The 25790-nt window shown below is 61.2% G+C and carries 22 protein-coding genes; 12 read left to right on the plus strand and 10 right to left on the minus strand.

The annotated features are described in order from the left end of the window. Nucleotides 1-105 precede the first annotated feature (105 nt). Nucleotides 106-1083 carry a LysR family transcriptional regulator gene (locus ABCW43_RS17995; RefSeq protein WP_345926855.1) on the minus strand — a complete coding sequence of 326 codons (978 nt, stop codon included), beginning with the start codon at nt 1081-1083 and terminating at the stop codon, nt 106-108. Between the two features lie 125 nt (nt 1084-1208). Between ABCW43_RS17995 and ABCW43_RS18000 the strand changes: the two genes are divergently transcribed. The 10 genes from ABCW43_RS18000 (at nt 1209) to ABCW43_RS18045 (ending at nt 14167) form a co-directional block, all read left to right on the plus strand. Next, nucleotides 1209-2129 carry an ABC transporter permease gene (locus tag ABCW43_RS18000; protein WP_105435320.1) on the plus strand — a complete coding sequence of 307 codons (921 nt, stop codon included), beginning with the start codon at nt 1209-1211 and terminating at the stop codon, nt 2127-2129. Nucleotides 2130-2139: 10 nt separating this feature from the next. Then, nucleotides 2140-2979, plus strand: coding sequence for an ABC transporter permease (locus ABCW43_RS18005; protein WP_345926858.1), 840 nt, complete (start codon nt 2140-2142; stop codon nt 2977-2979). Nucleotides 2980-3020: 41 nt separating this feature from the next. Further along, a complete protein-coding gene (locus ABCW43_RS18010) occupies nt 3021-4598 on the plus strand; it encodes an ABC transporter substrate-binding protein (RefSeq protein WP_345926860.1) in 1578 nt (525 codons plus the stop codon). Further along, the gene (locus ABCW43_RS18015; RefSeq protein ID WP_345926862.1) at nt 4595-5434 is read left to right on the plus strand and encodes a creatininase family protein; all 840 of its coding nucleotides are present in this window, start codon (nt 4595-4597) and stop codon (nt 5432-5434) included. Before ABCW43_RS18010 ends, ABCW43_RS18015 begins: the two co-directional genes overlap by 4 nt. Next, nucleotides 5431-7083 (plus strand): ABC transporter ATP-binding protein, encoded by a 1653-nt coding sequence (locus ABCW43_RS18020; RefSeq protein ID WP_345926864.1) that lies wholly within the window; start codon nt 5431-5433, stop codon nt 7081-7083. Before ABCW43_RS18015 ends, ABCW43_RS18020 begins: the two co-directional genes overlap by 4 nt. Next, nucleotides 7080-7757, plus strand: coding sequence for an RraA family protein (locus tag ABCW43_RS18025; RefSeq protein WP_345926866.1), 678 nt, complete (start codon nt 7080-7082; stop codon nt 7755-7757). Before ABCW43_RS18020 ends, ABCW43_RS18025 begins: the two co-directional genes overlap by 4 nt. After that, nucleotides 7754-9304, plus strand: a complete 1551-nt coding sequence (locus ABCW43_RS18030) for a gamma-glutamyltransferase (RefSeq protein WP_345926868.1) — start codon at nt 7754-7756, stop codon at nt 9302-9304. Before ABCW43_RS18025 ends, ABCW43_RS18030 begins: the two co-directional genes overlap by 4 nt. 11 nt (nt 9305-9315) lie before the next feature. Then, complete coding sequence (locus ABCW43_RS18035; protein ID WP_345926869.1) at nt 9316-10188, plus strand: N-formylglutamate amidohydrolase; 873 nt, start codon at nt 9316-9318, stop codon at nt 10186-10188. A 112-nt stretch (nt 10189-10300) separates the two neighbouring features. Further along, nucleotides 10301-12760: a PAS-domain containing protein gene (locus ABCW43_RS18040; RefSeq protein ID WP_345926871.1), complete on the plus strand. Its 2460-nt coding sequence runs from the start codon at nt 10301-10303 to the stop codon at nt 12758-12760. Between the two features lie 120 nt (nt 12761-12880). Beyond that, entirely contained in the window at nt 12881-14167 is a 1287-nt protein-coding gene (locus ABCW43_RS18045) for a GGDEF domain-containing protein (protein ID WP_345926873.1), read from the plus strand. A 219-nt stretch (nt 14168-14386) separates the two neighbouring features. On the opposite strand, the gene ABCW43_RS18050 is transcribed toward ABCW43_RS18045, so the two are convergent. Together ABCW43_RS18050 and ABCW43_RS18055 are read right to left on the minus strand one after the other, a co-directional pair. Further along, nucleotides 14387-15769, minus strand: a complete 1383-nt coding sequence (locus tag ABCW43_RS18050; protein WP_345926876.1) for an MFS transporter — start codon at nt 15767-15769, stop codon at nt 14387-14389. Between the two features lie 211 nt (nt 15770-15980). Then, nucleotides 15981-16928 (minus strand): dihydrodipicolinate synthase family protein, encoded by a 948-nt coding sequence (locus ABCW43_RS18055; protein ID WP_345926878.1) that lies wholly within the window; start codon nt 16926-16928, stop codon nt 15981-15983. Between the two features lie 164 nt (nt 16929-17092). On the opposite strand from ABCW43_RS18055, the gene ABCW43_RS18060 reads away from it, so the two are divergent. Beyond that, nucleotides 17093-18124, plus strand: a complete 1032-nt coding sequence (locus ABCW43_RS18060; RefSeq protein WP_345926961.1) for a LacI family DNA-binding transcriptional regulator — start codon at nt 17093-17095, stop codon at nt 18122-18124. Between the two features lie 108 nt (nt 18125-18232). Here ABCW43_RS18060 and ABCW43_RS18065 read toward each other — a convergent pair whose 3' ends face one another. The 6 genes from ABCW43_RS18065 to ABCW43_RS18090 all read right to left on the minus strand — a co-directional run bounded on the left by ABCW43_RS18065 (nt 18233) and on the right by ABCW43_RS18090 (nt 23672). Then, nucleotides 18233-19408, minus strand: coding sequence for a glycerate kinase family protein (locus ABCW43_RS18065; RefSeq protein WP_345926880.1), 1176 nt, complete (start codon nt 19406-19408; stop codon nt 18233-18235). 142 nt (nt 19409-19550) lie between these two features. Continuing rightward, nucleotides 19551-20894 carry an SLC13 family permease gene (locus tag ABCW43_RS18070; protein WP_345926882.1) on the minus strand — a complete coding sequence of 448 codons (1344 nt, stop codon included), beginning with the start codon at nt 20892-20894 and terminating at the stop codon, nt 19551-19553. A gap of 167 nt (nt 20895-21061) precedes the next feature. Next, a complete protein-coding gene (locus tag ABCW43_RS18075; RefSeq protein ID WP_345926885.1) occupies nt 21062-21421 on the minus strand; it encodes a hypothetical protein in 360 nt (119 codons plus the stop codon). 179 nt (nt 21422-21600) lie between these two features. After that, complete coding sequence (locus ABCW43_RS18080) at nt 21601-22317, minus strand: DUF6065 family protein (RefSeq protein WP_345926886.1); 717 nt, start codon at nt 22315-22317, stop codon at nt 21601-21603. Nucleotides 22318-22392: 75 nt separating this feature from the next. Then, on the minus strand, nt 22393-23133 hold the full coding sequence (locus ABCW43_RS18085) for a hypothetical protein (protein ID WP_345926888.1): 741 nt from the start codon (nt 23131-23133) through the stop codon (nt 22393-22395). After that, nucleotides 23130-23672, minus strand: coding sequence for an RNA polymerase sigma factor (locus ABCW43_RS18090; RefSeq protein ID WP_345926890.1), 543 nt, complete (start codon nt 23670-23672; stop codon nt 23130-23132). Before ABCW43_RS18090 ends, ABCW43_RS18085 begins: the two co-directional genes overlap by 4 nt. A 121-nt stretch (nt 23673-23793) precedes the next feature. Here ABCW43_RS18090 and ABCW43_RS18095 point away from each other — a divergent pair, with 121 nt between their 5' ends. Further along, a complete protein-coding gene (locus ABCW43_RS18095) occupies nt 23794-25203 on the plus strand; it encodes a S8 family serine peptidase (RefSeq protein ID WP_345926892.1) in 1410 nt (469 codons plus the stop codon). Between the two features lie 17 nt (nt 25204-25220). Here ABCW43_RS18095 and ABCW43_RS18100 read toward each other — a convergent pair whose 3' ends face one another. After that, nucleotides 25221-25769 carry a hypothetical protein gene (locus ABCW43_RS18100; RefSeq protein ID WP_345926894.1) on the minus strand — a complete coding sequence of 183 codons (549 nt, stop codon included), beginning with the start codon at nt 25767-25769 and terminating at the stop codon, nt 25221-25223. Nucleotides 25770-25790 lie beyond the last annotated feature (21 nt).

Raw genomic sequence — 25790 nt, forward strand, 5'->3', positions numbered from 1 at the left:
CGATCGTCCTCCTCCATGACGCAGCCTCCTCAAGCCGCGCCACAACGCACCAGAGTTCAGGCTCCCTGTCAATCAACGACAGCGCCGCTTTCCCGTAACAGCCGGTCAGTCGGACCGTCCGTCGATCGTTTCCAATTGTGCCGGCGGGATGGACCTAGCTGGCCACTTGATAGCGGTCCTCACGTCCTTCATTGCTGCAATTCGACGCGTCGTCTCGACGAAATCGAGCACGATCTTTGATTTCTCCTCCGCATGCCAGGCGACGAGCAATTCGACTTCTGCTGGAATGTCGTCAAGCCGCCTGTACACGAGATAGGGGCTTGGATTGTGGGCGAGCCAGGACGGCGCGATCGCTATCCCGACTCCGGCCGCCACCAGCGTGCCGATCGCCAAGGTATGCGAGACCTCCTGCACGATGACCGGATAGACGCCGGCGCGGCGCAGTGCGCCCATGATCGCATGGTAATAACTCGCTCCAACAGTCGGGGCATAGGTGATGAGGGGTTCGCCGGCGAAATCCTTGACCGTCAGGTCCTCCTTCTGCGCCAGCCGATGTTCCCTGGGCAGCACCGCCACGAAACCTTCCTGCGAGATATGCTCGGTCTTCAGGAAACCTGCCGGGTTGGTCGGGCGGATGAAGGCCACCTGAACCTTGCTGCTCTGGAGCAGTTCGAGCTGCTGCGCCGTGCCGAGCACCTGCACGTCGACGGTCATCGCCGGATAGCGCTTTCGAAAGTCCGAAATTACCGGCGGCAGGACATGCGATAGCGCCACATGCACGCCGCTGACGGAAATCGTTCCGCTATCGTCACCCGAAATGGAACGGGTATGCGTGACCGCCCTGTCGATGCCGCCTAGGATTTCCTGGGCGTGCCGCAGGAAGATTTCGCCGGCCGGCGTCAGCTTCACGCGGCGCGTCGTCCGGCGGAAAAGCTTGGTGCCGAGGCGGTCTTCGAGCTGCCGGATTTGCTGGCTGAGCGGCGCTTGCGCCATGCCGAGTTTGTCGGCGGCGCGGCTGAAATGCAGTTCTTCCGCGACGCAGGCGAAATAGTGGAGGTGACGAAACTCGATGCCGTATTTCATATCGGAAACATATCAATGCCCCTGCGATTTTGTAATAGATAATAATCTATTCCCGTGATTAGTTTTCAAAAAAACGACAATAAGAATTGGAACAGCTGGAGCTTCGGCTCCCGAAACGGAGCGTGATGACGCGTTTCTGGGTGTTAAAAATTCTGCGGACCGTGTTGACGCTTTGGTTCGTGGTAACTTTCGTATTTGTGGTGCTGAGAACGTCAGGCGATCCGGTCGTGGCGCTTGTCGGCGCCGATGCCACGCCGGAGGAAGTCGAGCAGTTCCGCCAGCTCTGGCGTCTCGATGATCCGCTCTGGATCCAGTATTTCCGCTACGTCGTCCAGATGGCGACAGGCCAGTTCGGCATTTCCTATCGCGACGGCCGCGAGGTCATTGACATCATCGCCGAACGGGTTCCGTGGACGCTGATCCTCGGTCTTTTCTCCTATATCGGCGCCATCCTGATCGGCGTACCGGCCGGTATCATCGCCGCCATCAAGCGCGGCTCGACTTTCGATAACCTGATCATGGCAACCGCCGTGTTCGGCTTCGCGCTGCCGAACTTCTTTCTCGGCATCCTGATGATCCTGCTGTTTTCCTTGAGCCTGCAATGGCTGCCGAGTTCCGGCACCGGGACCGTCTGGCACCTGATCATGCCGGCGATCACGCTTGCGACCTTCACGGCCGGCACGCTCGCCCGCTTCACCCGCTCGGCGATGCTCGAGGTGCTGGACAAGCTCTATATCCGCGCCGCAGCCGCCAAGGGCGTCGGTTACTGGAAACGGATCATCTTCCACGCGCTGCCGAATGCCAGCATTCCGCTCGTCACCATCATCGGTCTCAATCTCGGCGAACTGATCGGCGGCGCCATCGTCGTGGAAACCGTCTTCGCCTGGCCGGGCGTCGGGCGCCTTCTGGTAACGGCGGTCTCCTCGCGCGACCTTGCGGTCGTGCAGGGGTTGGTGCTGATCATGGCGGTGACGATGGTACTCGCAAACCTCGTCGTCGACCTGCTCTACGGCCTTCTTGATCCGCGCATCCGCGTGCAGAATTGAGGGCCGGCCGATGAAGCGCATTTCTCCCATTCTCGTTTTTGCCGTTGTCATCCTGGTGATCGCCGTGTTCGTCGCGATCGTCGGCAATATCTTCACGCCGCACGGCATGTCGCAGCAGAACCTGCTTGCCCGCCTGAAACCGCCGGCCTTCATGAGCGGCAGCAATCCAAACTTCCCGCTCGGCACCGACCGCATCGGTCGCGACATGGTCGCAAGAGTGATTGCCGGCCTGCAGATGTCGCTTTCGGTGGCGATCGCCGGCACGATCATCGGCGCCGTCTTCGGCTCCCTGATCGGCTTCATCTCTGCGCATTTCCGCGGCTGGGTCGAGGAAGTGCTGATGATGCTGGTCGACTTCCAGGCATCCCTGCCCTTCATCCTCATCACGCTGACGCTGCTTGCCTTCTTCGGCAACAGCATGACGCTGTTCATCATCCTGATGGGCCTGTTCGGATGGGAGAAATATGCCCGCCTCTCCCGTGGCGTGGTCCTGTCGGCGATCAACCAGCCTTATGCCAAGGCGATCGTCGCACTCGGCGCCGGGAACGGCCGGCTCTACCTCAAGCATGTTCTACCGAACGTCGCGAGTGCCCTGATCGTCCAGGTGACCCTGACGTTCCCGCAGATCATCCTTCTGGAAACGTCGCTCAGCTTTCTCGGGCTCGGCATCCAGGCCCCCCAGACCAGCCTCGGCCAGATCCTCGGTGACGGCCGAGACTACCTCTCGACCGCCTGGTGGATCTCGGTCTGGCCCGGCCTGGTCATCTTTCTCGTCACTCTTTCGATGAGCATCGTCGGCGACTGGCTGCGTGACCGCCTCGATCCGATGCTGCGTGCCCGAACAACCTGAAAATGCCGTTTGACTATAAATGAACAAGGGAAGGTGGAACGATGTTTACAAGACGTGAAGTAGGAAATCTCATTCTCGGAGCGGGGGCGCTGTCGATGGTGGGTAGCCTGCCGAAAGCAAATGCTGCGGACAGGCCGTCGCTCAATATCGCGGTCGACAATCTCTGGGCCAATATGGCGACGATCAATGGCATCTCGACGACGTCGCGCCGTATCTTCCCGAACTTCTACGACAACCTCGTCGACCGCGACTACATCAAGGACGAGAACGGCCTGATCTTCGCGCCGAAGCTTGCCACCAAATGGGAGCAGAAGGGCAATATCTGGACCTTTACATTGCGTGAGGGCGTGAAGTTCCACGACGGCACCGAGATGACGGCAGAGGACGCCGTCTTCACGCTATCCCCGGAACGCCTCTGGGGCGCAAAACCCTTCGAGCCGCGCGGCAAGACTTTCACCGCCGGCTTCAAGCGCGTCGAGGCAACTGGCAAATACACGTTCGAGATCGAGACCGAGCGGCCGGACCCGAACATCCCGAGCAAGCTCACCGGCTATATCGGCTTCGTCGTGCCGAAGAAATACTACATGGAAGTCGGCGTCGACGCCTTCGGCCAGAAACCGATCGGCACCGGCCCCTACAAGGTGACGACCTTCCGCTCCGGCGAGATCATGGTCCTGGAAGCCTTCGACGACTATTGGGGCGGCCCGCCGCCGGTCAAGCAGATCTCCTGGAAGATCGTTCCGGAATTCGCCGCCCGTATGGCCGGTCTGGTCTCCAAGGAATTCGACTTCATCGTCAACATTCCGACCGACCAGGAAGCTGCGCTTGAAAAATACCAGGGCGTCACGCTGAAGCGCGTTCTCGCCGACAATTATCCGGCTTTCGCCTTCAACACCCGCCCCGATCCGGAAGACAATCCGTTGGTCGATGCCAACCTGCGCTACGCCATGGTCCAGGCGATCGACATGAACGCGATTGTCCAGGCGCTCTTCAACGGCACCACGGAACATCCGGCAGTGCCCTTCAACTTCAAGGAATACGGCAAATTCTATGACCCGAACTTGCCGGTGAAGCTTCCCTACGACGTCGCAGCCGCCAAGGCGCTGGTCGCCAAGACCAAGTACAAGGGCGAGAAGCTCCTCTGGCACATCACTCGCCAGTATTATCCGAACTACGAGGCCGCAGCCGAAATCATGGTCGAGCAATGGCGCGAGGTCGGCATCAATGTCGAGGCGCAGATCCTCGACAATTTCGAACTCGTCTACCGCCGCCCCTATCACCTTATGAACATGTCGATGAGCTCCGACTTCATCCCGGGCGACCCCTACCAGCCGCTGTGGCTCGATTGGGGTCCGACGGCGTCGCGCTCCACCGCCACCTGGAAGACCTGGGACCCAACCCCGGAATATCTGGCGGCCGGCAAGAAATTCGACCAAGCGATCGAGTTCGAGGACCGCAAGAAGGCCTATCTGGAACTTTCGGACGCATGGCAGAAGGTGACGCCCGGCTACTACATGTGGAAGAGCGTCTATAACTGCGCCCATCGCGCCGGCATTGAATTCAAGTTCAAGCCGAACGGCGAAATGCGCATCTACGGCGACTACTTCAAGTTCGTATGATGAGCATCAAACGCAAGCATGCGCTGAAGGACATGACGTTCGCGGAGTTCCGCGAACGTCTGCCCGAAAAGCCCGTCATCCTCCTGCCCTTCGGCAGCCAGGAGGAACAGGGACCCCATGCCCCGATGGGCGATTTCATGCTGACCGAAGCGGTTGCGGCGAGGGTGGCGGAAGCCTCCGGTGCGATCGTCGCGCCGATCATTCCCTTCGGTTACGCCGATTTCTTCAAGACCATTCCGGGCGGCATCCAGTTCCGGCCTTCGACCTTCTCGGCCGTGGTCGAGGACACCGTGACTGCCTTCCTGGACCACGGCATCGAGCATATCCTGATCCTGAACGGCCATACCAGCAATGCGCCGCTGTTCGACCAGACGCTGCGCCGCATCCGCGCCGAGCGCGGCGTTTCGGTCGCCTTCATCAATCTGTGGCAGGCCATCCCCGACGCGCTGTGGAAAGAGTTGCACGGCTCCTCCGCTGCGGCGGCCCGCGGCCATGGCGGCGATCCACTGACCTCGATCTACCTGTATTTGTTCCCCGAACTGATGCGCATGGATCTCGCCCGTCCCTCGGTGCGGGAAAAGGCCTTTGGCCTGCCGACCGGCGGCGTCAACAATGTGCAGTTCGAGGGCATGCCGGTGCATGTGCCGCTCAATTGCGACGAGGTGAACGCCGACGGCATGCTCGGCGGCGATCCGCTACTCGCCAGTGCCGAGAAGGGCGCAAAAATGGTCGAACATCTTGTGGGTTTCTGCGCCCGCTTCGTCGAGCACCTGCGTCGCTGCGACATGCGCTCGGTGACGGCCTTTTCACCGCAGACGGAAAAGGCAGTCTTATGAACAACGAGCGGCTTTCCATCGAACGCCTGAGCGTGCCGCTGCCGGGCGGTGCCGATCGCGCCTTTGCGGTCGAGGCCCTGTCCCTTTCGGTCAGCAAAGGCGAAATCCTCTGCATCGTAGGAGAATCCGGTTCCGGCAAGTCGCTGACCGCGCTCGCCGCCATGGGCCTCCTGCCCCGCAACCTCGGTAGGCCCAATGGCCGGGTGATGTTCGAGGGCAAGGACCTGCTCGCCCTCGACGAGGCGGCGCGGCGGGATATAACCGGCCGTCGCATCGCGATGATCTTCCAGGAACCGACGGCGGCGCTCAACCCGATTTTCCGGGTCGGAGAGCAGGTATCGGAGACGTTCCGCATCCACACGTCGCTCAGCCAGGCGGACATCCGCAAGAAGGTCATCGACCTGTTCCGCGAGGTACAGCTCCCCAATCCCGAGCAAATCTATCACTCCTATCCGCACCAGCTTTCCGGCGGCCAGTGCCAGCGGGTGATGATCGCCACTGCCCTCGCCCTCGATCCGTCGGTTTTGATCGCCGACGAACCGACCACCGCACTCGACGTCACCACCCAGGCACAGATCCTCAAGCTGATGCTCGACCTGCGTGCCAAACACGATACCGGCATCATCTTCATCACCCATGATTTCGGCGTTGTCGCCGAGATTGCCGACCGTGTCGCCGTCATGCAGATGGGCAAGCTGATCGAGATCGGCACGCGCGACGAGATCCTCAACCATCCGAGAGAGGACTATACCCGCCGCCTGCTCGCTGCCGTCCCGACACTGACACCGCGAAAAGAGCGCGAGGGCCTCGGTAAGCCGGTGCTCGTCGCCAGGAATATCGTCAAGACCTTCACGCGCTCGGGCCTCTTCGGTGGCGGCCGCACGGTGAAGGCTGTGGACGACGTCGATATCACCATCCGCCGCGGCGAGACGCTGGGCCTGGTCGGAGAGTCCGGTTCCGGCAAGTCGACGCTGGCGCAATGTGTCATCCGGCTCGTGCAGCCGGAAAGCGGGGACATCCTGATCTCCGGCGGCGATTTCGCCGGTCTTTCCGGCAAGGCGCTGCGCGAGGCGCGCCGCAAGGTTCAGATCGTCTTCCAGGACCCCTACACCGCACTCGATCCGCGCCAGAAGGTCGGCGACTCCATCGCCGAAGGCCCGGTCATCCACGGCCTCGACCGCAAGGCGGCGATGGCCCGCGCGCTAGACCTCCTCGAAGCCTGCGGCCTCGACCGCGCCTCGGCCACCCGCTTCCCGCACGAGTTCTCCGGCGGCCAGAGGCAACGCATCTGCATCGCCCGGGCACTCGCCGTCGAACCGGAACTGCTGATCGCTGACGAGAGCGTTTCCGCCCTCGACGTCTCTGTGCAGGCGCAGGTGTTGAAACTGCTTGCCGACATGCAAGAGAGGCTTGGGTTCGGCATCCTGTTCATCACCCACGATCTCAGGGTTGCGAGCCAGATCTGCGACAATATCGCGGTGATGAAGAACGGCCGCATCGTCGAGCGGGGCGATCCGGCCTCGCTGTTCGGTGCGCCGAAGGAAACCTACACGCAGGAACTGCTCGCCGCCGTACCGGGCAAGGGCTGGCAGCACCACGCCGATAAAAGCGAGGCCGGGACGGTAAAATCCCGGGAGGAAACCCCATGAAGAAATATCAGATCGGCAGCGTGCCGAAACAGGTCGATCCGGAACTCATCGCCAGGTTCGAGAGCGTCGAAGTGGCGACGATCGGCCATTTTCGCCACCGCGGTTTCGTGCATCATTCGATCACACCGGTGGTCGAGCCGGGCAGGACACTGGTCGGCACGGCGGTGACGGTGGCGATCCCGGCGACCGATTCCACCCTCCTGCATCATGCGATCGGCTTCATCCGCCCCGGCGATTTCCTGTTGGTCGACCGGCTCGGCGACGACCGGCATGCCTGCATCGGCGGCGGCGTTGCCTTCGCGATCAAGACCGCCGGCGCCATCGGCGTCGTGCTCGACGGTCCCTGCACGGATGTCGAGGAAATTCTCGAACTCGATTTGCCGTTCTGGTCACGCGGCGTCTCCGGCATCACCACCAGGCTCAACGATCTCGGCGGCTCGCTCAACCTGCCGATCTCCTGTGGCAATGTCCCGGTCATGCCGGGCGATATCGTGGTTGCCGATGCAAGCGGCGTCGTGGTGATCCCGATCGATGAGGCTGAAGACGTCGTCGAGGAGGCAATCGCCCGCCAGGCACGCGCCGGTCGCAACAAGGACAAGATCGCTGCCGGCGAAAAGCTCGGCGACCTCTCCGGCGCCAGCCGTCTGGTTGCCGCTGCGCTGGAGCCGAAATGATGGAAAATCCGCAATACAATCATCTCCGCGTCGAGCGCGGCATCTATCGCAAGGTGGCCGGCGTCAGCGAGCGCGGCGTCGTCACCTCTCAGCACTACGCGGCGGCCGAGGCTGGGGCGGTGGTTCTCGCGGCAGGCGGCAATGCCGTCGACGCCGCGGTAACCGCCGCCTTCACCTTGCAGACCGTCGAGCCCTGGATGACCAGCCTTGCCGCCTGCGGCTACATGCTGGTCGCCCAGCCGGACGGAAAGGTCGAAGTCGTCGAATTCACAGGGCGGGTACCTTCATATTTTGACGAAGAATTCTACAAGCCCGATCCCAGCATCAAGACCTTCATCGGCCACCCCGCTTCGATCGACAACCGCAATGTCCGCGGCTTTACCGCCGCCGTCGTGCCCGGTTGCGTGCGCGGTTTCGCCGAGGCCTTGAAACGCTACGGCACGATAGGCTTCGACCGGGCGCTCCAGCCCGCTATCGATCGCGCCCGCAAGGGCATGTATGTCGACTGGCACACGACGCTGGCGATCGCGATCGCCGAAGGCGAGCTCGCCATGGATCCGGGCGCCCGTTCGATCTTCTTGCCGGACGGTCACGCGCCCGAGCCGGGCGCCGCCCTGCCGCTGCCGCAACTCGCCAAGACGTTGGAGCAATTGGCGCACGAAGGCCCCGGTTCGCTCTATGGCGGCGCGATCGGCGAAAAATTGGTCGCCGACCTCAATGCCGGCGGCAGCTCCATCACCCTGGATGACCTGGGCAACTACGTCCCCCTCCTCTATCCGTCCCGGACCATGCCGCTGCAAGGCAAGACCGTGCATGTGGCGGGGGAAACCAGCGCCGGCCAGCGGCTCTTCGATGCCCTCGATCACTTCGACAGGAAGCGCGGCAAAGGCCCGGTCGACGCTGGTTTCTTTACCGCCATGGCCGAAGCCCTCTGGGAAAGTTTCGGCGCCCATCGCAAGCGCCTCAACCCGGCCGAGACGACCAACAAGACCAGCACGACGCAGGTCAACGCCGTGGATGCCGAAGGCCGGATGGTGGCGATCACCTTCACCCTGCTCAACCGGTTTGGCGCACGCGCGCTCTCCCCTTCGACCGGCATTCTCTTGAACAACGGCATGTCCTGGTTCGACCCGACGCCCGGCCGCGCCAATTCGCTGACGCCGAACGCCTATGCGCCAAGCAATATGTGCCCGGTGGCGATCACCGACGAGAACGGCGCTTTCGCAGCCTATGGCGCCGCCGGCGGCAATCAGATCGTGCCGTCGCTCGCCCAGCTCACCGGCATGATCCTGCATGCCGGCCTCGACATCGAGGAGGCGATGAACATGCCGCGCATGACGACCGGCCCGCACAGCGACATCATCGTCAATGTCGACATGCCGGCCGAGCAGATCGAGGCACTTGAAAAGATCGCCAAGGTGAAGCCCGCGGCAGCTGTCGTCTATCCCCGGCCCTTCGCCGCTCCGGGCATGGTGGGGAGGCGCGGCAATGCCTTCGTCGGCATGCCCGACATCACCTATCCGGCCGCCTACGCCGCCACAGCCTGAACGAGACCAAGATGACAGAGCTGACTTTTGCCCCCGTCGAGATCGACGGTGTTCTGAAGATCATTCCGCCGACGGCACCGGCCGTCCCGCTGGTGTTCGACTCGCCGCATAGCGGCCTGACGCTGCCGGATTTCGAACGAACGGTGTCAGACGAACTGGTGCGCCTCGCCTCCGACACCTATGTGGATGACCTTTTCGGCTTTGCGCCGTCGATCGGCGCGCCGCTGCTGATCGCCCATTTTCCGCGCAGTTTCCTTGATCTCAACCGGTCGCTGAAGGATGTCGACCTGCAAATGGTTGAGGGCGAATGGCCTCACCCAACCCGCGACAGCGCCTCGGCCCGCCGCGGCATGGGGCTCACCTGGCGTTACGCCTGGGGTGATACGCCCATGTACGGCCGCAAGTTGACGGTGAAGGAGCTGGAAGATCGCATCGACACCTATTGGCGGCCCTACCACCGCGCGCTGGTGCGGCTGCTCGACGACACCTATGCCGCCTTCGGCAAGGTCTATCACGTCAACTGCCACTCGATGCCGGCGATCGGCCATGTGCTCTCGCCCGATCCCGCCGGCACGGTCCGCAAGGATATCGTGGTCGGCGATTACGAGGGCGTGTCGAGCGAACCGGATTTCGTGAACCTGGTCGTCGAGACGCTGCAGGGGTTCGGTTATTCGGTCTCGCTCAACGTGCCCTTCAAGGGCGCCGAGCTGGTCTCGGCCTATAGCTCACCTGGAAAAAACCGCCACAGCATCCAGATCGAACTCAACCGCAAACTCTACATGGACGAGGATACCCGCGAGAAGATCGAAGGCTATGACGAGCTGAAAGTCAATCTTACCAAGCTTGGCACGGTCATGCGCGACTACGTCATACACAGACGCTGAGACGCGCAGGGCGCCACCGGTTCCCGCGACAAGCGGCCATAAGCTCTCTTTAACGCTCGATACGTATTGTGGGTGTGCAACAGGCCAGTGGCGGAATGGTAGGCGATCCTCATTGACGATAGCGGTTCCCGTTCAATTATCCTCATCTTCGCTGCCCGCGGCTCCGGACAGCCGGGCCGCTTCGATGGTGATCGCCCAAGGCATTGCTCATCGACGGACCGCAATTCTCGTCATCGGCGGGGATGCGGCCAAGCTGGACTTCGGTCGACTGCCGGCGGAAAACATCGAGCTTTCGGTTGCTTCAGCCTTCGACCGCCCGGAGAGCCTGCAAGCGATCGTGGAGGCGTCACAACCTCACCTTATCCTGCTCGACATAAAATTAGCGGACCTATGCGGTGTCCAAATCTGCCGCCAGCTGAAACACGGTTCGGTGACGTCTGAAATACCGGTAATCCTGGTCGCTCCTCCGGGCGATATCGACGGACGGATTGCTGGTTTTGAGGCCGGTGCGGTTGACTGTGTCTCAAGCACGATCGACGGCAGGGAACTTGGTGCGCGCGTGAACGCGCAACTTGCCTCAAGCAGCAGTCGCAAGCAGATTCTTGGCCAGGATCAACGGCTTCGGACCGCACTCGCCAGCATGAGCCAGGGGGTTTGTCTCTTCCATGCGGACGGTACGTTGGCGTTGTCCAACAGTCGCTACGCCGAGGTTTACGGGGTGGACCCGGCCTTGATCCACCCCGGGCAGTCGCTCGAAGACATTATAAAGTTGAGGGACGACATCGGTGCCTTTCCCACGATGTCCCGAGAGGAGTATCTCGAATGGGCGCAAGACACCAATGCCGGCGCTTCGCCGCAAGTCTGGATAAAAGAACTTAGATCGGGAAAGGTCATCCGAGGCTGCCATCAGCGTACGGCTGACGGAGGATGGGTCTCGACGCATGAGGACGTTACCGAGGCGCGACTGGCCGAACGATCTCTTGCTCAAGCGCATGCTCAGGCCGAGCGTGCGGAACAGGAGGCAAGAGCAGCGCATGCGCGCCTGCTGGCCGCCTTCGAGGTCGTCCCGGAAGGCTTGGCACTGTTTGATGAAGATGATCGATTCGTGATGTGGAACCGCCGCTATGAGCAGCTTTACGCTGACAGCGGCGCTCCCCTGGTCAAGGGCATGGGTTTCGAGGACAGGCTTCGCAGCGGGCTGCAGCGTGGCCAATATCCCGACGCGATCGGCCGGGAGGAAGAATGGCTGGCCGATCGATTGGCCCGTCACGCGGAGCCAAAGAGTGCCCATGAGCAGCGCCTGCCGGGGAACCGCTGGGTCCGGATAGAGGAACGACGCGTTTCGGGCGGCGGAAGCGTGGGGATTCGCGTTGACATCACGGATCTCAAGATGCGCGAGGCTTCCTTCCGGCTCCTGTTCGAAGGAAACCCTCTGCCAATGTGGGTCCAGGATCGGGAGAGCCTTCAATTTCTCGACGTCAACCAGGCAGCTCTTGATCACTACGGTTATGATCGTGACCTTTTTCTTTCCATGACTCTCTTGGACATCCTTCCTCCAGAGGATCGAGAAAGAATGAAAATTGCGGGCGCGGAGCATGCGAGCGAAGCCAATCGTTCTCAGCGGCACCGGACGGCGCGCGGAGCCGAAATCGAGGTCTTCATCTATGCGAGCCAGCTTGCCTTCGATACTCATCCGGCGTCACTGATTGCCGCCGTCGATGTCACCGAGCGGAAACGTGCGGAAAGGGCACTGCTTCAGCATCGCGATGATCTCGAGGAAACAGTGCGCAGCAGAACCGCAGAAATTGCCCGTCAGGCTGCGGAACTCGAACGGATGCTCGATCAAGAGCGGCAGGTCAACGAGCTGCAGCGGCAGTTCGTCTCGATGGCTTCTCACGAATTCCGGACGCCGCTTTCGATCATCGACGGCGCGGCGCAACGGCTCGTTCGCCGCAAGAACGCGGTGACAGCGGAATTCATCGGAGAGAAGACGGAGCAGATCCGCAGCGCAGTTTCTCGAATGCTGGAATTGATGGAGAGCATCCTTGCCGTCGGGCGCTTGGATCACGGCCACATCGACATCGTCCGGAAGCCATGTGCATTGGGGGACATCATCAGGACCTGCAGCGGGCGGCAGGAAAGTATACGCAAATCGCACCGGTTCCTGCTCGATCTGGAGCGGCTTCCCTCGACTATTTACGGCGACGGAGTGGCGCTGGAGCAGGTATTCACCAATCTCTTCTCGAATGCTGTGAAATACGCGCCGGACTCTCCAAACGTCTATGTGACGGGGTGGCAGCAAAACGACTTTATCCAGATTACCGTTCGCGACGAAGGCATCGGCATCGATGCGGACGACTTGCCCAAGATGTTCGGGCGCTATTTCCGGGCAAGAAGTTCGTCCGGCATCGCCGGGACGGGTATCGGCCTGAACCTGGTGAAGCAGGTGGTAGAGTTGCATAGCGGCGAAATTCACGTTGACAGCGTGAAGGGCGAAGGGACCGTCTTTACAATCAAGCTGCCGATAGCCAGGCCTGACCAAATGGACGCGGCCCGGACGTTGACCGACTAGATGGGCCTGCCGACCGAAACCGTAAAAGTAACAACCCCCAGTTCGAGGTCTTTGCGAACCGGTTCTGGCCGGCGCAAGAGGCCGACTTGTCCCCAGCCATATAGGCCCTAAATCCAGCACATGGACGCTGAGCGAATCACAGGTTCTACCAAATCGGCAAGACCGTCTTCGCGGAAACCTCTCGAGAGGCCGAGCCCTGCCATTGTTGAACAAGTCGAGCGTCTGTTGGGTGGGCGCACGCGGAATATCCGGCTCAATGGGGAACTGGCCCGGCTTTTTCGCGAACGCTCCTGGCCGCAGACTGCCAAGATCATCCGCGCGTGGATGATTTGGGTCAGCGTGCTCGACGTCCTGACGTTGGGCCTCTACGCGATCCTGCTTCCAACCGAAACCGTGATGTCGATGCTTTGGCCGGCATCCATCCTTCTCCCCGCAGCTCTTGTCGCCGCGATGGTCTTCATGCGGCCGCACGCTTTGTGGCTGCAGGGAGTTGTCCTCCTCTCGGCTGTCTTTTTCATCCTCCTGTCCGTAGCCCTTGTGGGCGTCAACGCCGGCGGCGAGTTTTATGAGCGGCATCTCACCATCATGCTTTTTGTGGCCGTCACCGCCATCATTATATTCCCCATCCTACTTGGCTGGGCGGTGGCAATCGGTGCTTCGGCTCTCGGTATCTACTTGGTGTTTCAACTGCACAACCCGGATATCGAAGTAGGAAGTGCTCTGGCCAGCGCCCTGTTTTTCGCGAGCGGCGTGGCAGCAACCATCGTTGCCCGACGCACCGCAACGATCTTGGCTCACAAGAGCTTCCTGCTCGAGTTGCGAGACCGAAGTCGCCTCGCCGAACTTGCCGACGCCAATTCCCAGCTGGAACTTCTTGCACGAACCGACCCGCTGACCGGCGTCGCCAACCGGCGCTCGATGATGGAAACGCTCCATGGCTTCTGGAACGATGACCTTTCACGAACCAGAGGCGCGGCGATGCTGATGTGCGATGTCGATGACTTCAAGCGCCTTAACGATAGTCTCGGGCATGCCGAAGGCGACCGCTGCCTGGTGAAAGTTGCCGGCATCATTCAGAGCAGCATGAGAGACGAGCGGGACCAGGTCGCCCGTTACGGAGGCGAAGAGTTTCTCGTCTTCCTTCCCGGCGCTGATGAACAGGAGGCCAGGATTGTCGCCGAAAGAGTTCGCAGCCGCGTAGAAGCGGCAACGCTTCCGAACCCCACCTCTCGCGTCGTTCCTTACGTCACGGTCAGCATCGGGGTAGCGGCGCTGATGCTGGACCGCGAACTCGTATCGGCGGAGCATCTTCAGCGCCAGGCGGACGCCGCGCTCTACCTTGCCAAGAAGGCCGGCCGGAACTGTCTGATAGTCCATGCTCCAGAGACCGGCCAAACCTCCGATTAAACCTGCTCCGCTCGGGTGGTGGGCTGGGGACGAAATCAAGTTCCAACATCCCGTTTGCCGACCGAGCCAGCGAAATCCTCCTTGAGTAGGATTGACGAACCCGGATATCGATCGACCGCAAGCTGCGAGCCAAGCCTACAACATCGAAGTCTACATATGATGATGGCTTGGCGGTTGTACGCCAAGCCATCATCCCCTCTTCGAAAGAGGTAGTGCCCTTTACGGCGAAAGTTCCTCCAGAACCTGACCCTTGGTCTCGACCGCGAAGAGGGCCGTCACCAGGGCGCCAACGAGAAGGATCGCTGCGAACGCGCCGAAGACATACTGGATACCCATCGACGACATGACCCAACCCACCGCGATAGGGCCCGCGGAGGATCCGAGACGAAGCCAGGCGCTGCCTGTACCCGTGCCGATGGCGCGAAGGCGGGTCGGGTAGATTTCCGCCGAATAGAGATAGAGCGAGAAAGTTACGGTTTGGACGATGGCGTAGGCAAGACCGGCGAGGATCAGAACCTGGATCGCGGACGTCGCACCCAGCCAGGCGAGGATGACAAGCGGGATCGGCGCGATCAGAAGGGCTCCGGTGTACCAGCGCTTGCGGCCGACTTTATCGATGAGCAGCGCGCAGATAACCGCCGCGATGACGCCACCGACCGAGGTGATAAACCCGTATAGGATACTGGTTTCCAGTGGCAGGTTGAATGTCTGGCGATAGAGGGTCGGAAGCCAGGTGATCGTGCCATTGGCGACCATATAGGCACAGAACCACATTGCCCAGATCGACAGCGTGCGCTTGAGGTAGATACCCTGGAAAAGTTCGCGCCAGTCCGATCGACGACGGACGGGGGCGGCTACGATTTTCGGCTCCGGCAGCTCCTTGCCGGCAGCACGAGCGCTGTTCTCCAGCTTCGTGACGATGCGGTCGGCTTCCTCATAGCGGCCGTTGGCCGCCAGCCAGCGAGGTGATTCATTGAGGAACCAGCGCAGCGGGATCATCAGGACGGCAGGGATCAGGCCGACGACGAACATCGCCTTCCAGCCATAGGCTGGGACCATGAAATAGCCGATCAAGCCCGCGCCGACGAGGCCGAGCAGGAACATGACCTCATACAGCAGGAAGAAGCGGCCCCGCCCCTTCGAGCTGATCAACTCGTTGATATATGCACTCGCGACCGGAACTTCTCCGCCGGTTCCGATGCCTTGGATGAAACGGAATGCCATCATCATGCCGGCCCCGGCCGCAAAAAGGCATGCAACGTCCATGCTGACGAATAGCAGGATGGTGAATAGCAGCACTTTGAGACGGCCGATCCGTTCGGCAAGCCAGCCAAAGCAAATGGCGCCGATCAACTGTCCCAGGTAGCCCATCGACAAGATCATTCCCGTCTGTCCCGGGGTCAAACCCCACTCGCGGACAAGAACCGGCATGGCATAGGCTATGGCAATGACGGTGTAACCGTCAAAGAACGTCGCTGCGCCGACGATATTTCGAGCCCAGAAGACCTCCCGGGTCACTGGCAGCCGTTCTAGGCGGGCGCCGATTTCGGCTTGGGTATCGACGGCCGGCGACTGCGCGGCCATCCGTTGTTCGATATTCATGTTTCCTCCCTCTGCCTGGCCCACTCTCCCGGCCTGGCGTCGAACCTACGCGTTGGATGTCTTAAACCTCGGGACCCTTTGGCATGGTGTGGTTGTGAATCCGGAAGGCATGGCTCTCTCATCGGCTAGCCAGGCACCAGCGTGACAGACGGTGCGACCGCAATCCCCTCCTCGTAAGACCCCCCCGCTTGAGCGGCGGGGGCGTCCTCAGTCACTCAGCTGCCAGAAGCTGCTCAACCCGGCCAATGCCGGCAGCATCAAAGGCTGCAAAGATCTCCGCTTCGGCCTTTTCGCCGAGGTTCTTCAGCGGCTCGCGGATGGTGGCATGGTCGAGGACACCACGATGAACGAGGCCGAGCTTGAGGGCGACGGTGCCTTCCATATGGGAACCACGGTGGTAGACGGCACGGGTGACCGGAAGGAGACGTTCGAAGATCCGGCGGGCTTCCGGATAGTTCTGCGCCTTTCCTGCCTTGATCAGGTCGATTAGCAGTTCCGGTGTGATATTGCCGTAACCGACAAGCAGGCCGTCGACATCGAACATGGTCGGCAGCAGCCATTCGTCATGGCAGCTCAGGATCTGCAGGTTCGGGTTGGCCTTCTTGAGTTCCGGAATCTCGACGTACCAGCGCTTCATGTTTCGAACGCCGTTTTTGGTGGCGACGACGCCATCCTGGGTCGCGATCGCAAGCTGGGTCTCCAGGTCGTAGGAAGCCTTGGTGGCATCCGGGTACTGGAACAGGATGCACTGCAGGCCCGATTCCTGCCAGATCGCCTTGTAGCGATCCTGCGGGGCGCCTTTCTGGAAGCCGAAACGCAGCCAGCCATGGTTCGGATAGACAAGAGCACCGGTCGCGCCGGCAGACTTGCACTTCTTGGCTTCTTCAGCGGCGACCTTGGTGCCCTCGCCGGTGATACCGGCAATGATTGGAACCTGACCACCGACGGCTTCGACATAGGTGCGGATGAGCTTCAGGCGCTCTTCCTCGGTCAGGAAGGTACCTTCGCCGGCATGACCAAGGATAACCAGGCTCTTGACGCCGTCCATGCCTGCAAGCCATTTGGCAATACGGGCATTGGCCGGATAATCGACCTCTCCGTCGCGGGTAAACGCGGTAACGGGTGCCGGGCTCAGGCCTCTCAGATCCATCGTGGGCATAGGTTTTCTCCTCCTAGATAGCCGCTGTCCGTCTTCGTGATCAGCGATGGGATCGTTAATGGGAACGTTCCCACTATCGTTTCCGATTTTACTGGAGTCAACATTTTTTTTGTTGCATGGTTGGCGCGTTGATCGCGAGAACGCCGCAGATGGAAAAAAGCGAAATGGATTCAAAGCCCGAAGAAGCGAGCCGTCAGACACGGGTGACCATCCTTGATGTTGCATCGGCGGCTGGCGTTTCGAAATCCACGGTATCGCGCATCCTCGATGAACGACTTCCCCGATCCGACAACGACACCTCGCGCCGCGTCCGGAAAATCGCCGAAGACATGGGCTATGTCAGAGACGTCTCCGCAGCGAGCCTCCGACGCGGCAATACGATGACGGTTGGCGTGATCGTGCCCCGGCTGACCGATACCGTCATGGCAATGCTTTATGAAGCCCTGGCAAAAGCATGCAGCAAAAGTGGCCGCTTCGCGATTGTCGCAACGACGGATGACAAGCCCAAGGCCGACAGACTTGCTGCCGAGTCTCTTCTGAAACGAGGCGTCGACGGATTGATCCTTTCGACTGCACGCGAGGATGACGACTTTCCCGACGAGCTTGCGGCCCGAGGTGTACCTTTTGTGCTGGCGTTGCGTACCGATGGACGGAGCCTGTCTTCGGTGGGCGACGACAGGCTGGGCGGATATCTGGCGACGCGCCACCTCCTGGACCTCGGTCATCGTCGTATCGGAGTAATTGCCGGTCCTTCATATGCCTCCAGCTCGCGCGGGCGCGTCGAAGGCTACAGGCAGGCACTGGAAGAGGCCGCTATCTCGGTCCGCTCGGATTGCATTGTGCCGTCGACCTTCGGGATCGACGCCGGAGCGGATGCGGCCCTGCAGCTCATGCGCCTCGAAGATCGCCCGACGGCGGTCTTCGCCGTGAACGACAACACCGCAATCGGTGCTCTTTCCAGCCTGTCACGCCTCGGAATATCCGTACCCAACGATGTTTCAGTCGTTGGATACAACGATATCCCGATCGTCAGTCATCTTCCGACCCCGCTCACGACACTGCGCGTCCCCTTCGAGCAGATTGCCTCAAACGCTTTGGATCTGCTCACAAGCGGCGCCATTTCAGCTGACGATCGAATCCGCATTTCGGCTCCGACCCTCATACCCAGAAAATCGTCCGCCAAGCCCAGTTCTTGAAGGGCGTCGAACTATTGCCCTACTGATCGCTTGGCAAGACGGCAGCGCCGTGCGCCGGCCGTTCAATGGACGCGCCGCTCCGGCTGCCGCATCTGGATGGAACCAAATTCACGCTACCTGCCTCCATCGTGCCCCGACTTTCATGCCCACTATAACCATGCGAGCGGCATCCTCCGCCGCCCGCGTAAGCAGTTTTGGCGCGAACGAAATGGCATCTTCCAACGAGCAAGGTCTGCTCAATATCGAGGCGAAGGCATCGATACCGTGCTCGAAATTGAGCCGTACACCCTTTCCGATAGTCCCGGCGAGCGCGATGACAGGCACACCAGCGCTTTTTGCCCGTGCAGCCACTTCGGCCGGGACCTTTCCGAAAGGGGTCTGCCCGTCAAGACTGCCTTCCGCGGTGATGACCAAGTCGGCCTGCCGGATGAAACGGTCGAGCTCCAGATATTGCATGACGATGTCGTAGCGTCGGTGCAGCCTGCCGCCGAGGAGACCGAGGACCGCGGCACCGAGCCCGCCCGACGCGCCAGAGCCGGGCGCCAGGCCCACATCGAAACCCGTCGAGCTTTGAATAGCACCGGCATACGTCTCCATGGCCGCGGCCAGCAGTTCCACCTGTTCCGGCGTGGCTCCCTTCTGTGGTCCAAAGATCTGCGCGACGCCCCGTTCGCCGAGAAGCACATTATGCCAGTTCACGGCAGCGTCGATGCGCACACGGTCAAGGCGCGGATCTCGGCCGCACACATCAATTGCGGCGAGGCGGGTAAGTGCCGCGCCGCCGCGAGGCAAAACCTCGCCCGACACGTCAAGGAGCCGGATACCCAGTGCTTCGGCCATACCGGCGCCGCCGTCATTGATACCGCTGTCACCGCAGCCAAGAAGGATGCGGTGCGCGCCCCTGTCAAGCGCGGCGCCGACGAGCTCGCCAACGCCGTAGCTTGTCGTTAGGCAGGGATTGCGCTGGTCGCGCGGCACGAGGCCAAGTCCGGCGGCCGCAGCCATCTCGATCACGGCAGTTGGCTCGCTGTCGCCACCCAGGAAACCGAAATGTGCCTCGACCGGATTGTTGACCGGACCGGTCACCATCAGATGATGCAGGGTGCCGCGGGTCGCCTTGATGAGCGCCTTGGTAAACCCCTCGCCACCGTCGACCATTGGCGCCTTGAGGACGGTCGCGCCGGGAAGGGCACGCAGGACGCCGGTCTCGATGCAATCCGCCGCCTGATCGGCCGAGAGGCTTTCTTTGAACCCGGAGGGCGCGACGAGAACCGTGAATGCCATGGGGTGCTCCTTCCATTATGACAAGGATGTGACAAGGGAGGAACGGGGCAGAACCTAGTCTATTCCGGCAGCACCAAAATAAATTAGCCGACTAATAAAAAAGGCCGCACGCGGCGGCCTTTCCCTTGTGTTGTCCCGACATTCAGTGCAGCGGCAGGCCCTGCAGCGGCCAGGCGAACGTGGCAAAGATCACGATCAGCGCGACGAACGGAACGATCAGCAAACCGGCAAACCGGATCAGGTCGGCTTGTCCGAAAGGCGGCGGATCCATTGCGGCAAATAGTGCCACCGGCTTGGCAGATACCATCAAGGTCTGACAGAAGCCGCTTCCCAGTGTGACAACCATCACGAGATTGAGCGGATCAACACCGAGAGCTGCGGCCGGCAAGGCAAGCGCAGGTATGAGGACGATTACCCTCGCCGTGCGCGAGGTAATGACGAGATGCGAGAGCGTCGAGACGATTGCTGCGAAGGCAATGATCAGCGCAGGCCAGGTGGCAATGCCATTGCCTGCAAGCCCAACCACCCGCTCGGCCAGCACCTGTGCCGTCCCCGTCTCGAGCAACGCTTCGCCGATGACGAGCGTGCCGGCCAGGAAGAGCAGGAGGTTCCACTCCACGCCCTTGAGAGCTGCTTTCAGCGGCAGGCCGGAGACCCTTTGGTTGGCTAATAGAAGAGCCGCGGCGATGCCAATGAGAGGCATGCCAATGCCGTGCATGGGCTGGGCCGCGAAGAGGAGGATCATTGCGCCGGTGATGGCGAGCACGGTCCATTGCAGGGGCGTCAGGGAGGTGGGAGCTTCGTCGGCGACCGGCTTCGCGATCGCCATCGCCCGCTCCTCCTCGGTAAGGAAAAGGCACAGCAGCACCGCGCAGGCGCCGAGCGAACACAGCAGCGAGAACGGACCGGCCAGCACGATCCAACCCAAAAAGCCGGGACTTTGGCCGCGCAGGTGCTCCATCATGCCGGCGGCCACGAGATGGGCGCCGGCGCCGATCAGCGACGCTCCAGCGGAGAGCAGGATGACCGAGGGAAAAAGCAGCGCAAGTGCCAGGTTGACCCGCGCATTGCCGATCGTCGCCGCGAGGCCTAGATAAACGGGCGCCAACATTGCGGCACGGGCCGAGGTCGAGGGAATGATGAAGGCGGTGGCGAAGATCAAGAAGGTGAGCGCCCAGAAAAGGCCCTGCACGGTCCCGAACAGAGTGAGCAGCAGGCGGATGATTTGTTCGATCACGCCGACCTGCCGCAGCACACTGGCAACGACGAACGCCGCCAGCATCAACCAGACGATTTCATTACCGAGAGAGCGATAGAGCACGTCCTCGTCGATCGCACCGAAGACAGCCAGAACCCCGGCACCGGCTAGTGCAACGGGCGTATCCGGCATGTCGAGAATGGTCCAGGCGGTAGTCGTTGCGACGAAAACAGCGAGCGTCAGCCGCATGGGCATGGTGAGGCCGTCAATTGCCAGGAAGATCAGCATGCCGCTGAACGCGAGCACGATTGCCGCCGCGATCTGCTTGACGCGGGTAAGCGATACCATGCGCTCCAAGGTCGCAGACGGTTCCCCACGCCGATCGGCGTGGGGTCCGGGAAGGGCGATTGCATAAAGGGCCATCATACCCTCCTTTCAGTCTCTCAGGTTGGAGCTCAATCGTCGTCGGACGACGAATTCGAAGAGGAATTGGAGGAAGAATTCGAACTCGAGTTGCTCGATGAGTTAGACGAGCCGTTCGAACTGGAATTGCTCGACGAATTGGAATTGCTGTTGGAGTTCGAGTTCGAGCTGGAATTGCTCGAGGAATTCGACGAGCTGTTGGAATTGCGGCTCGAGTTCCAGCCACCGCGCCGATCGTCATCCCGACTGCGGCTGTAGCGGACGTGGCTCGCCGTGCTGCTGCGCGTCATTTTCTGCAAAAAGCGATGCACCGGGTCGTCGGCGACAGCAGGTGCAGGCGCTGCTGCGCCGATCAACAGGAATGCGCTCAGGGTTGAGATGAACTTCTTCATGGCACTTCTCCTTTGAAGGACAGCCTCGTTGGCTGCGAGTGAGAAACGGCAACGGGCGAGGAATATTCCAGGCAAAACAGAATATTTTTCAACACGATAGGCCATACGCACGATCCACGCGGCATCGCCGCCGCTGTGCGAGTCAGCGACGGGTAGATCGGGCGGCACCCGTAGAAAGGTCATCGCTGGGCGCGGGCGAACCGGCGATACCAGCCATCGGAGGCAAGCGTCTTGCGCAAGATCGTCTTTCGCACAGTGCCCTCGGCAGCGCTTTCGGCGCGGATATCGGCGGCGAGGTCGGATGTCTCGCGGCGGAAGGGGATAACCTGGACGATCGGCGTGCCACGTTCCAGCACATGCAGGCCGTCCTCGCCGGTGGCGAAGAAGGGGAAGTGAATTTCCGATTGGTAGGTGTCTGTGTCAACGACGCCTGCGACGACCTCGAAGACACCGTTCGGGCGGTTGAGCGGCGGCACGAAGAGGCAGCTCCAGCCGGGTGAAGTGCGGATGGTCCAGTAGTTGTGGAATTTACAGGGCGGCATTGAATCACGCGGATGGCCGGCGACCTGATGGCCGGCATGATTGCTGACCATCGTCCGGTCGAAATCCCAACCGCAATCGACGTTCTTGCCGTCAGCAGAAATTTCCAGCCGGACAGTGGCTGACAGGCCGATTATCCAACCAGCTGCCATGGCGTCGAAGAACGGCATGCAGCGCTTCACCGTCAGGCCGCTGTTTGTGGGGGCGACATGGGCGTGGTCCACCGGTGGAAGCTTCCGGAACCAGTCCGGGAGCGCCGTTTTGGCCCGAACCGGCGGCGGGATCACTCCTTCATCTTCCTTGCGGCACGAAAAGATCAGTCGGGGCTGTGGCTTCCTCAGAAGGGTAAGTGCCATGGCGGTTCTCCTCATGAATTGATGCGGGAAGAACGACGCCGGGACAGATTTATTCCTGATTTGCGAAAATAATCGTCAGGGTGCGAGGGCCGCTCGCTCCTCTTCGGCGGACAGCGGTGTACCAGCCTGGATCGACGAGAGATATGCATCGATCGTTTCTTGCGAGGAGGCCGGCACATAGCCCTCGGCTTTCACCGATGTCAGCGCGAGCTGCGTCACCCAGGCCTGATCATGTCGGCAGGCGATGGAGAGCGTGCTGCCCGACGGTTGCTTCAATTCGTATTCGCGGCAGAGAGAACCGTTTTTGTCGCGAAAGGTGGCGATGATATGCAGCATCTCTCCGAACCCGAGCGCAATATCCCGACCGGACGCTTCGCGGTCCAGCACCCCGGCGACCTCGGCGCTGGAATTCATCACGGATGGGTTCAGATTGAGACCTACTGTGAAGCCGACAACACCCGTGACCACTAAAACAATACCTGCCGCCAAGGGCATGACCCAGCGGTGCTTTGCCCAGCGCTTCACCTGTCGCTGCCTCGGGCGCAAGGCCACAACGTTGCTGGCTTCGGATTGCCTGCCTTGCGCCTCTTCCGCCATGCGGCGCACGGATGTCAGCAGCGCCTCCGGCAACGGCTCGTCGATCAACGGCTTCAACGCGCTGGCGACCAGCATGCGGCTTTCGAGGAACACGGCCAGCCGCTCGGCCAGTGCTTCGTCCGCTGCAAGGGCTGTTTCAAGCCTGACGCTTGTCGCCTCATCGAGCTCGCCGTCAGCGAACGCCATCAATGTCTCGTCATCAAAATCATATCGGGTCATACGATGCCGCCTTTCGCATCGGACGAACGTCGTTCCCCGAAACTTATTCCTGTCAGCTGTGCAAGATTTTTTCGTGCCCGGGCGAGACGGCTCATCACAGTTCCAATCGGGATCGACAGCACTTCGGCTGCGTCGTGGTAGCTCAGCTCTTCGACACAGACCAGCACCAGCACTTCGCGCTGTTCGTCCGGCAGCTTCTGTAGCGCTGCGGTGACGTGGAGGAGGTCCATGCGAGCAAGCGATGCGGCCTCGCCGGATGGAACGGAGATCCCGCTTGCTTCCTCCAGGTCGGCTTGAGGACCGGCCGTCCTTTGGCGCCGCAGGTGGTCGATCCACAGATTGCGTAGAATGCGAAACATCCACGCGTCGAACCTGCTGTCGGGCGCAAAACTGTCAGCGGCAAGGATCGCGCGCTCGCACGCCGCCTGCACCAGATCGTCGGCAAGCTCCCTTGAGCGGCAGAGCGATATCGCAAACCGCCTCAGGTTCGGCAGGAAGGCAACCAGCCGTTCCGGTACTGTCTGCATGTCGGTGACCATCCCACTTTTTTGCATGGCAGGGAATAAGCTGTCGAGTCAAACGTACTTCCGGGATAGTTTAATCGGAAGCGGCTTCGCAGTCTGAGAAACTGGATCGGGAAAGCTGCCACGGAGACAGATCATGCTGCTCATAGTCATAGTAAAATCATTGCGCTGCCTTGCTGCCGTAATCACCGTGGGCGCAATCACGGCCCTGCCCCTACCCCTGCCCCTGAGCGACGTTGCATTCATTCCTGCCGCGCTTGCCGATGACGACGATGGAGATGGAGATGACGATGACGGCGGCGGTGAAAGTGGAGGACGAGGTGGCAGCGACGGATATTATCGTGGTGGAGGCGGGTTAACCGACCTACGTTCGCTCTTTCGCTGGCCTTCCCGCGAGCGTCGTGCACCCGCGAGCGGTGCGATCCCAGTGCCAGTCCGTTCGCAGAACGAGCTTGTCGCGATGGGCCTTGAGGAAGCCGCTATCACCGGATTGGTCCAAGAGGGGTTCCTCATTGAAGATCGCACCCAGGTTTCGATCATTGGCAGCGAAATGGTCCGGCTTACCGTGCCGCGCAACATGACGCTCGATGCAGCGCGTGCTGCAGTTGTTGCTCGCAGCGCGACGGCGTCGGTCGATTTCAATCACTTCTATCAGCCGCAAACGGAAACCAGAGGAGGCTGCACGGGGCATGGCTGTGCCCTTGTCCGCGAGATCGTTGGTTGGCCGGCCGGCGAAGTCGCGGGATGTTCGAAGCAACACCGCATCGGTCTCATCGACACGGCAATCAATACCGACCACATGGCCCTGATGAATACCCGGCTGGAGGTCATTCGTCTCGGTAACGAGGAGGAGACGAAATCCGGGGCGCAGCATGGCACTGCTGTTGCCGCCCTTCTGGTCGGCGCCTCAGACAATCGGGTTCCAGGCCTGCTGCCTGGAGCCGAGCTCATCGCCGTCGATGCCTTTCGGCGATTTGGCAGATCGACGGATATTGCCAGCACGTATGACCTCGTGCGCGCGCTCGATCTGCTAAGCCAACGTGACGTCAAGGTCGTCAACCTGAGCTTGACCGGCCCGGCAAACGCGCTGCTGGAGAAGTCAGTGGAAGCGGTGACCGGTCGCGGCATGATCCTCGTGGCGGCCGCCGGCAATGACGGTCCAAATGCCAAGCCCGTTTACCCCGCGGCCTATGGTGATGTGATTGCCGTGACGGCGGTCGACAAGGCGCGCAACCCTTACCGACGTGCCGTTCGTGGCGACCATATCGACATTGCTGCTCCCGGCGTCGGCGTCTGGACCGCCGCGTCCATTTCCGGAGCCCGACAGAAAACCGGAACATCCTTCGCCGCACCCTTCGTAACGGCAGCAGTCTCGATGTTAATTGCTGAGGAGCCAAATATGTCGCTTGAAAGGCTGGAAGCGAAGATAAGTCAATTGACCGACGACATCGGGGAGCCCGGGAAAGACCCTGTGTTTGGTTGGGGTCTCCTAGACGCAAGCGGGCTTTGCAAAGGCAACGGCGAGATCAAGCCATCTGCACTATGAGCCCGAGCGTCGGTCGCTCATGTCCTTCGGGCGGAAACAGCTGGAGCGCGGAGCTGAGGAATAACGGCATTGCAGCCGCGCGCGGCAACTGTGGACTCACGGGCCACGCCAACCGAAAGGGTTACGGTGGCAAGATGGTAGCTCCCTACTAGGCCCCGCGAGGTCACGGTGCCGGCGGAATCGACGGTGAAGCGCCCCAGATTCAGCGTCTTGCTCTGGGCCGAGGAGAACATGCCTTCCTCACCGGTATCGAGGATGGTGACCTCGATGACGTCGCCGCGGCGCAGCCGGCTATCCGCAAAACCTGTTGAGCGCAGGACGCTCAGGCCATGATCGGTCGCGGAATAGCCAAGTGGAGCAAGGTTGAACGGTTCCATCGGCGCATTCGCCAGCCGCTCGACGGGATCTTCTGGCCGGTCTGGGGATCCGTCGCGTCGTAGAACCTGCCGGCTGTCGGGCGGTTCGACGGTGCGGCGCAGGCGCTGAGAACGGCAACAAAGACGCAAGGGGCAAGCTTCCGCATCCCGTATCCTTTGGGAAAGCCTCGTTTCCTTGACAAGTGTCAAGTCGATGTCTCACCGCAATAC

This window comes from Neorhizobium tunisiense (assembly GCF_039631515.1).
Classification (GTDB): domain Bacteria; phylum Pseudomonadota; class Alphaproteobacteria; order Rhizobiales; family Rhizobiaceae; genus Neorhizobium.

Excerpts from the sequence above, each read along its gene's own strand:
- ABCW43_RS18090 (WP_345926890.1), bottom strand. The coding sequence starts at position 23,672 with ATGGTCACCGACATGCAGACAGTACCGGAACGGCTGGTTGCCTTCCTG.
- ABCW43_RS18000 (WP_105435320.1), top strand. The coding sequence starts at position 1,209 with ATGACGCGTTTCTGGGTGTTAAAAATTCTGCGGACCGTGTTGACGCTT.
- ABCW43_RS18015 (WP_345926862.1), top strand. The coding sequence starts at position 4,595 with ATGATGAGCATCAAACGCAAGCATGCGCTGAAGGACATGACGTTCGCG.
- ABCW43_RS18050 (WP_345926876.1), bottom strand. The coding sequence starts at position 15,769 with ATGAATATCGAACAACGGATGGCCGCGCAGTCGCCGGCCGTCGATACC.
- ABCW43_RS18080 (WP_345926886.1), bottom strand. The coding sequence starts at position 22,317 with ATGGCACTTACCCTTCTGAGGAAGCCACAGCCCCGACTGATCTTTTCG.
- ABCW43_RS18085 (WP_345926888.1), bottom strand. The coding sequence starts at position 23,133 with ATGACCCGATATGATTTTGATGACGAGACATTGATGGCGTTCGCTGAC.
- ABCW43_RS18030 (WP_345926868.1), top strand. The coding sequence starts at position 7,754 with ATGATGGAAAATCCGCAATACAATCATCTCCGCGTCGAGCGCGGCATC.
- ABCW43_RS18055 (WP_345926878.1), bottom strand. The coding sequence starts at position 16,928 with ATGCCCACGATGGATCTGAGAGGCCTGAGCCCGGCACCCGTTACCGCG.
- ABCW43_RS18025 (WP_345926866.1), top strand. The coding sequence starts at position 7,080 with ATGAAGAAATATCAGATCGGCAGCGTGCCGAAACAGGTCGATCCGGAA.
- ABCW43_RS18035 (WP_345926869.1), top strand. The coding sequence starts at position 9,316 with ATGACAGAGCTGACTTTTGCCCCCGTCGAGATCGACGGTGTTCTGAAG.
- ABCW43_RS17995 (WP_345926855.1), bottom strand. The coding sequence starts at position 1,083 with ATGAAATACGGCATCGAGTTTCGTCACCTCCACTATTTCGCCTGCGTC.
- ABCW43_RS18070 (WP_345926882.1), bottom strand. The coding sequence starts at position 20,894 with ATGCTGATCTTCCTGGCAATTGACGGCCTCACCATGCCCATGCGGCTG.
- ABCW43_RS18060 (WP_345926961.1), top strand. The coding sequence starts at position 17,093 with ATGGATTCAAAGCCCGAAGAAGCGAGCCGTCAGACACGGGTGACCATC.
- ABCW43_RS18095 (WP_345926892.1), top strand. The coding sequence starts at position 23,794 with ATGCTGCTCATAGTCATAGTAAAATCATTGCGCTGCCTTGCTGCCGTA.
- ABCW43_RS18065 (WP_345926880.1), bottom strand. The coding sequence starts at position 19,408 with ATGGCATTCACGGTTCTCGTCGCGCCCTCCGGGTTCAAAGAAAGCCTC.
- ABCW43_RS18010 (WP_345926860.1), top strand. The coding sequence starts at position 3,021 with ATGTTTACAAGACGTGAAGTAGGAAATCTCATTCTCGGAGCGGGGGCG.
- ABCW43_RS18075 (WP_345926885.1), bottom strand. The coding sequence starts at position 21,421 with ATGAAGAAGTTCATCTCAACCCTGAGCGCATTCCTGTTGATCGGCGCA.
- ABCW43_RS18005 (WP_345926858.1), top strand. The coding sequence starts at position 2,140 with ATGAAGCGCATTTCTCCCATTCTCGTTTTTGCCGTTGTCATCCTGGTG.
- ABCW43_RS18020 (WP_345926864.1), top strand. The coding sequence starts at position 5,431 with ATGAACAACGAGCGGCTTTCCATCGAACGCCTGAGCGTGCCGCTGCCG.
- ABCW43_RS18045 (WP_345926873.1), top strand. The coding sequence starts at position 12,881 with ATGGACGCTGAGCGAATCACAGGTTCTACCAAATCGGCAAGACCGTCT.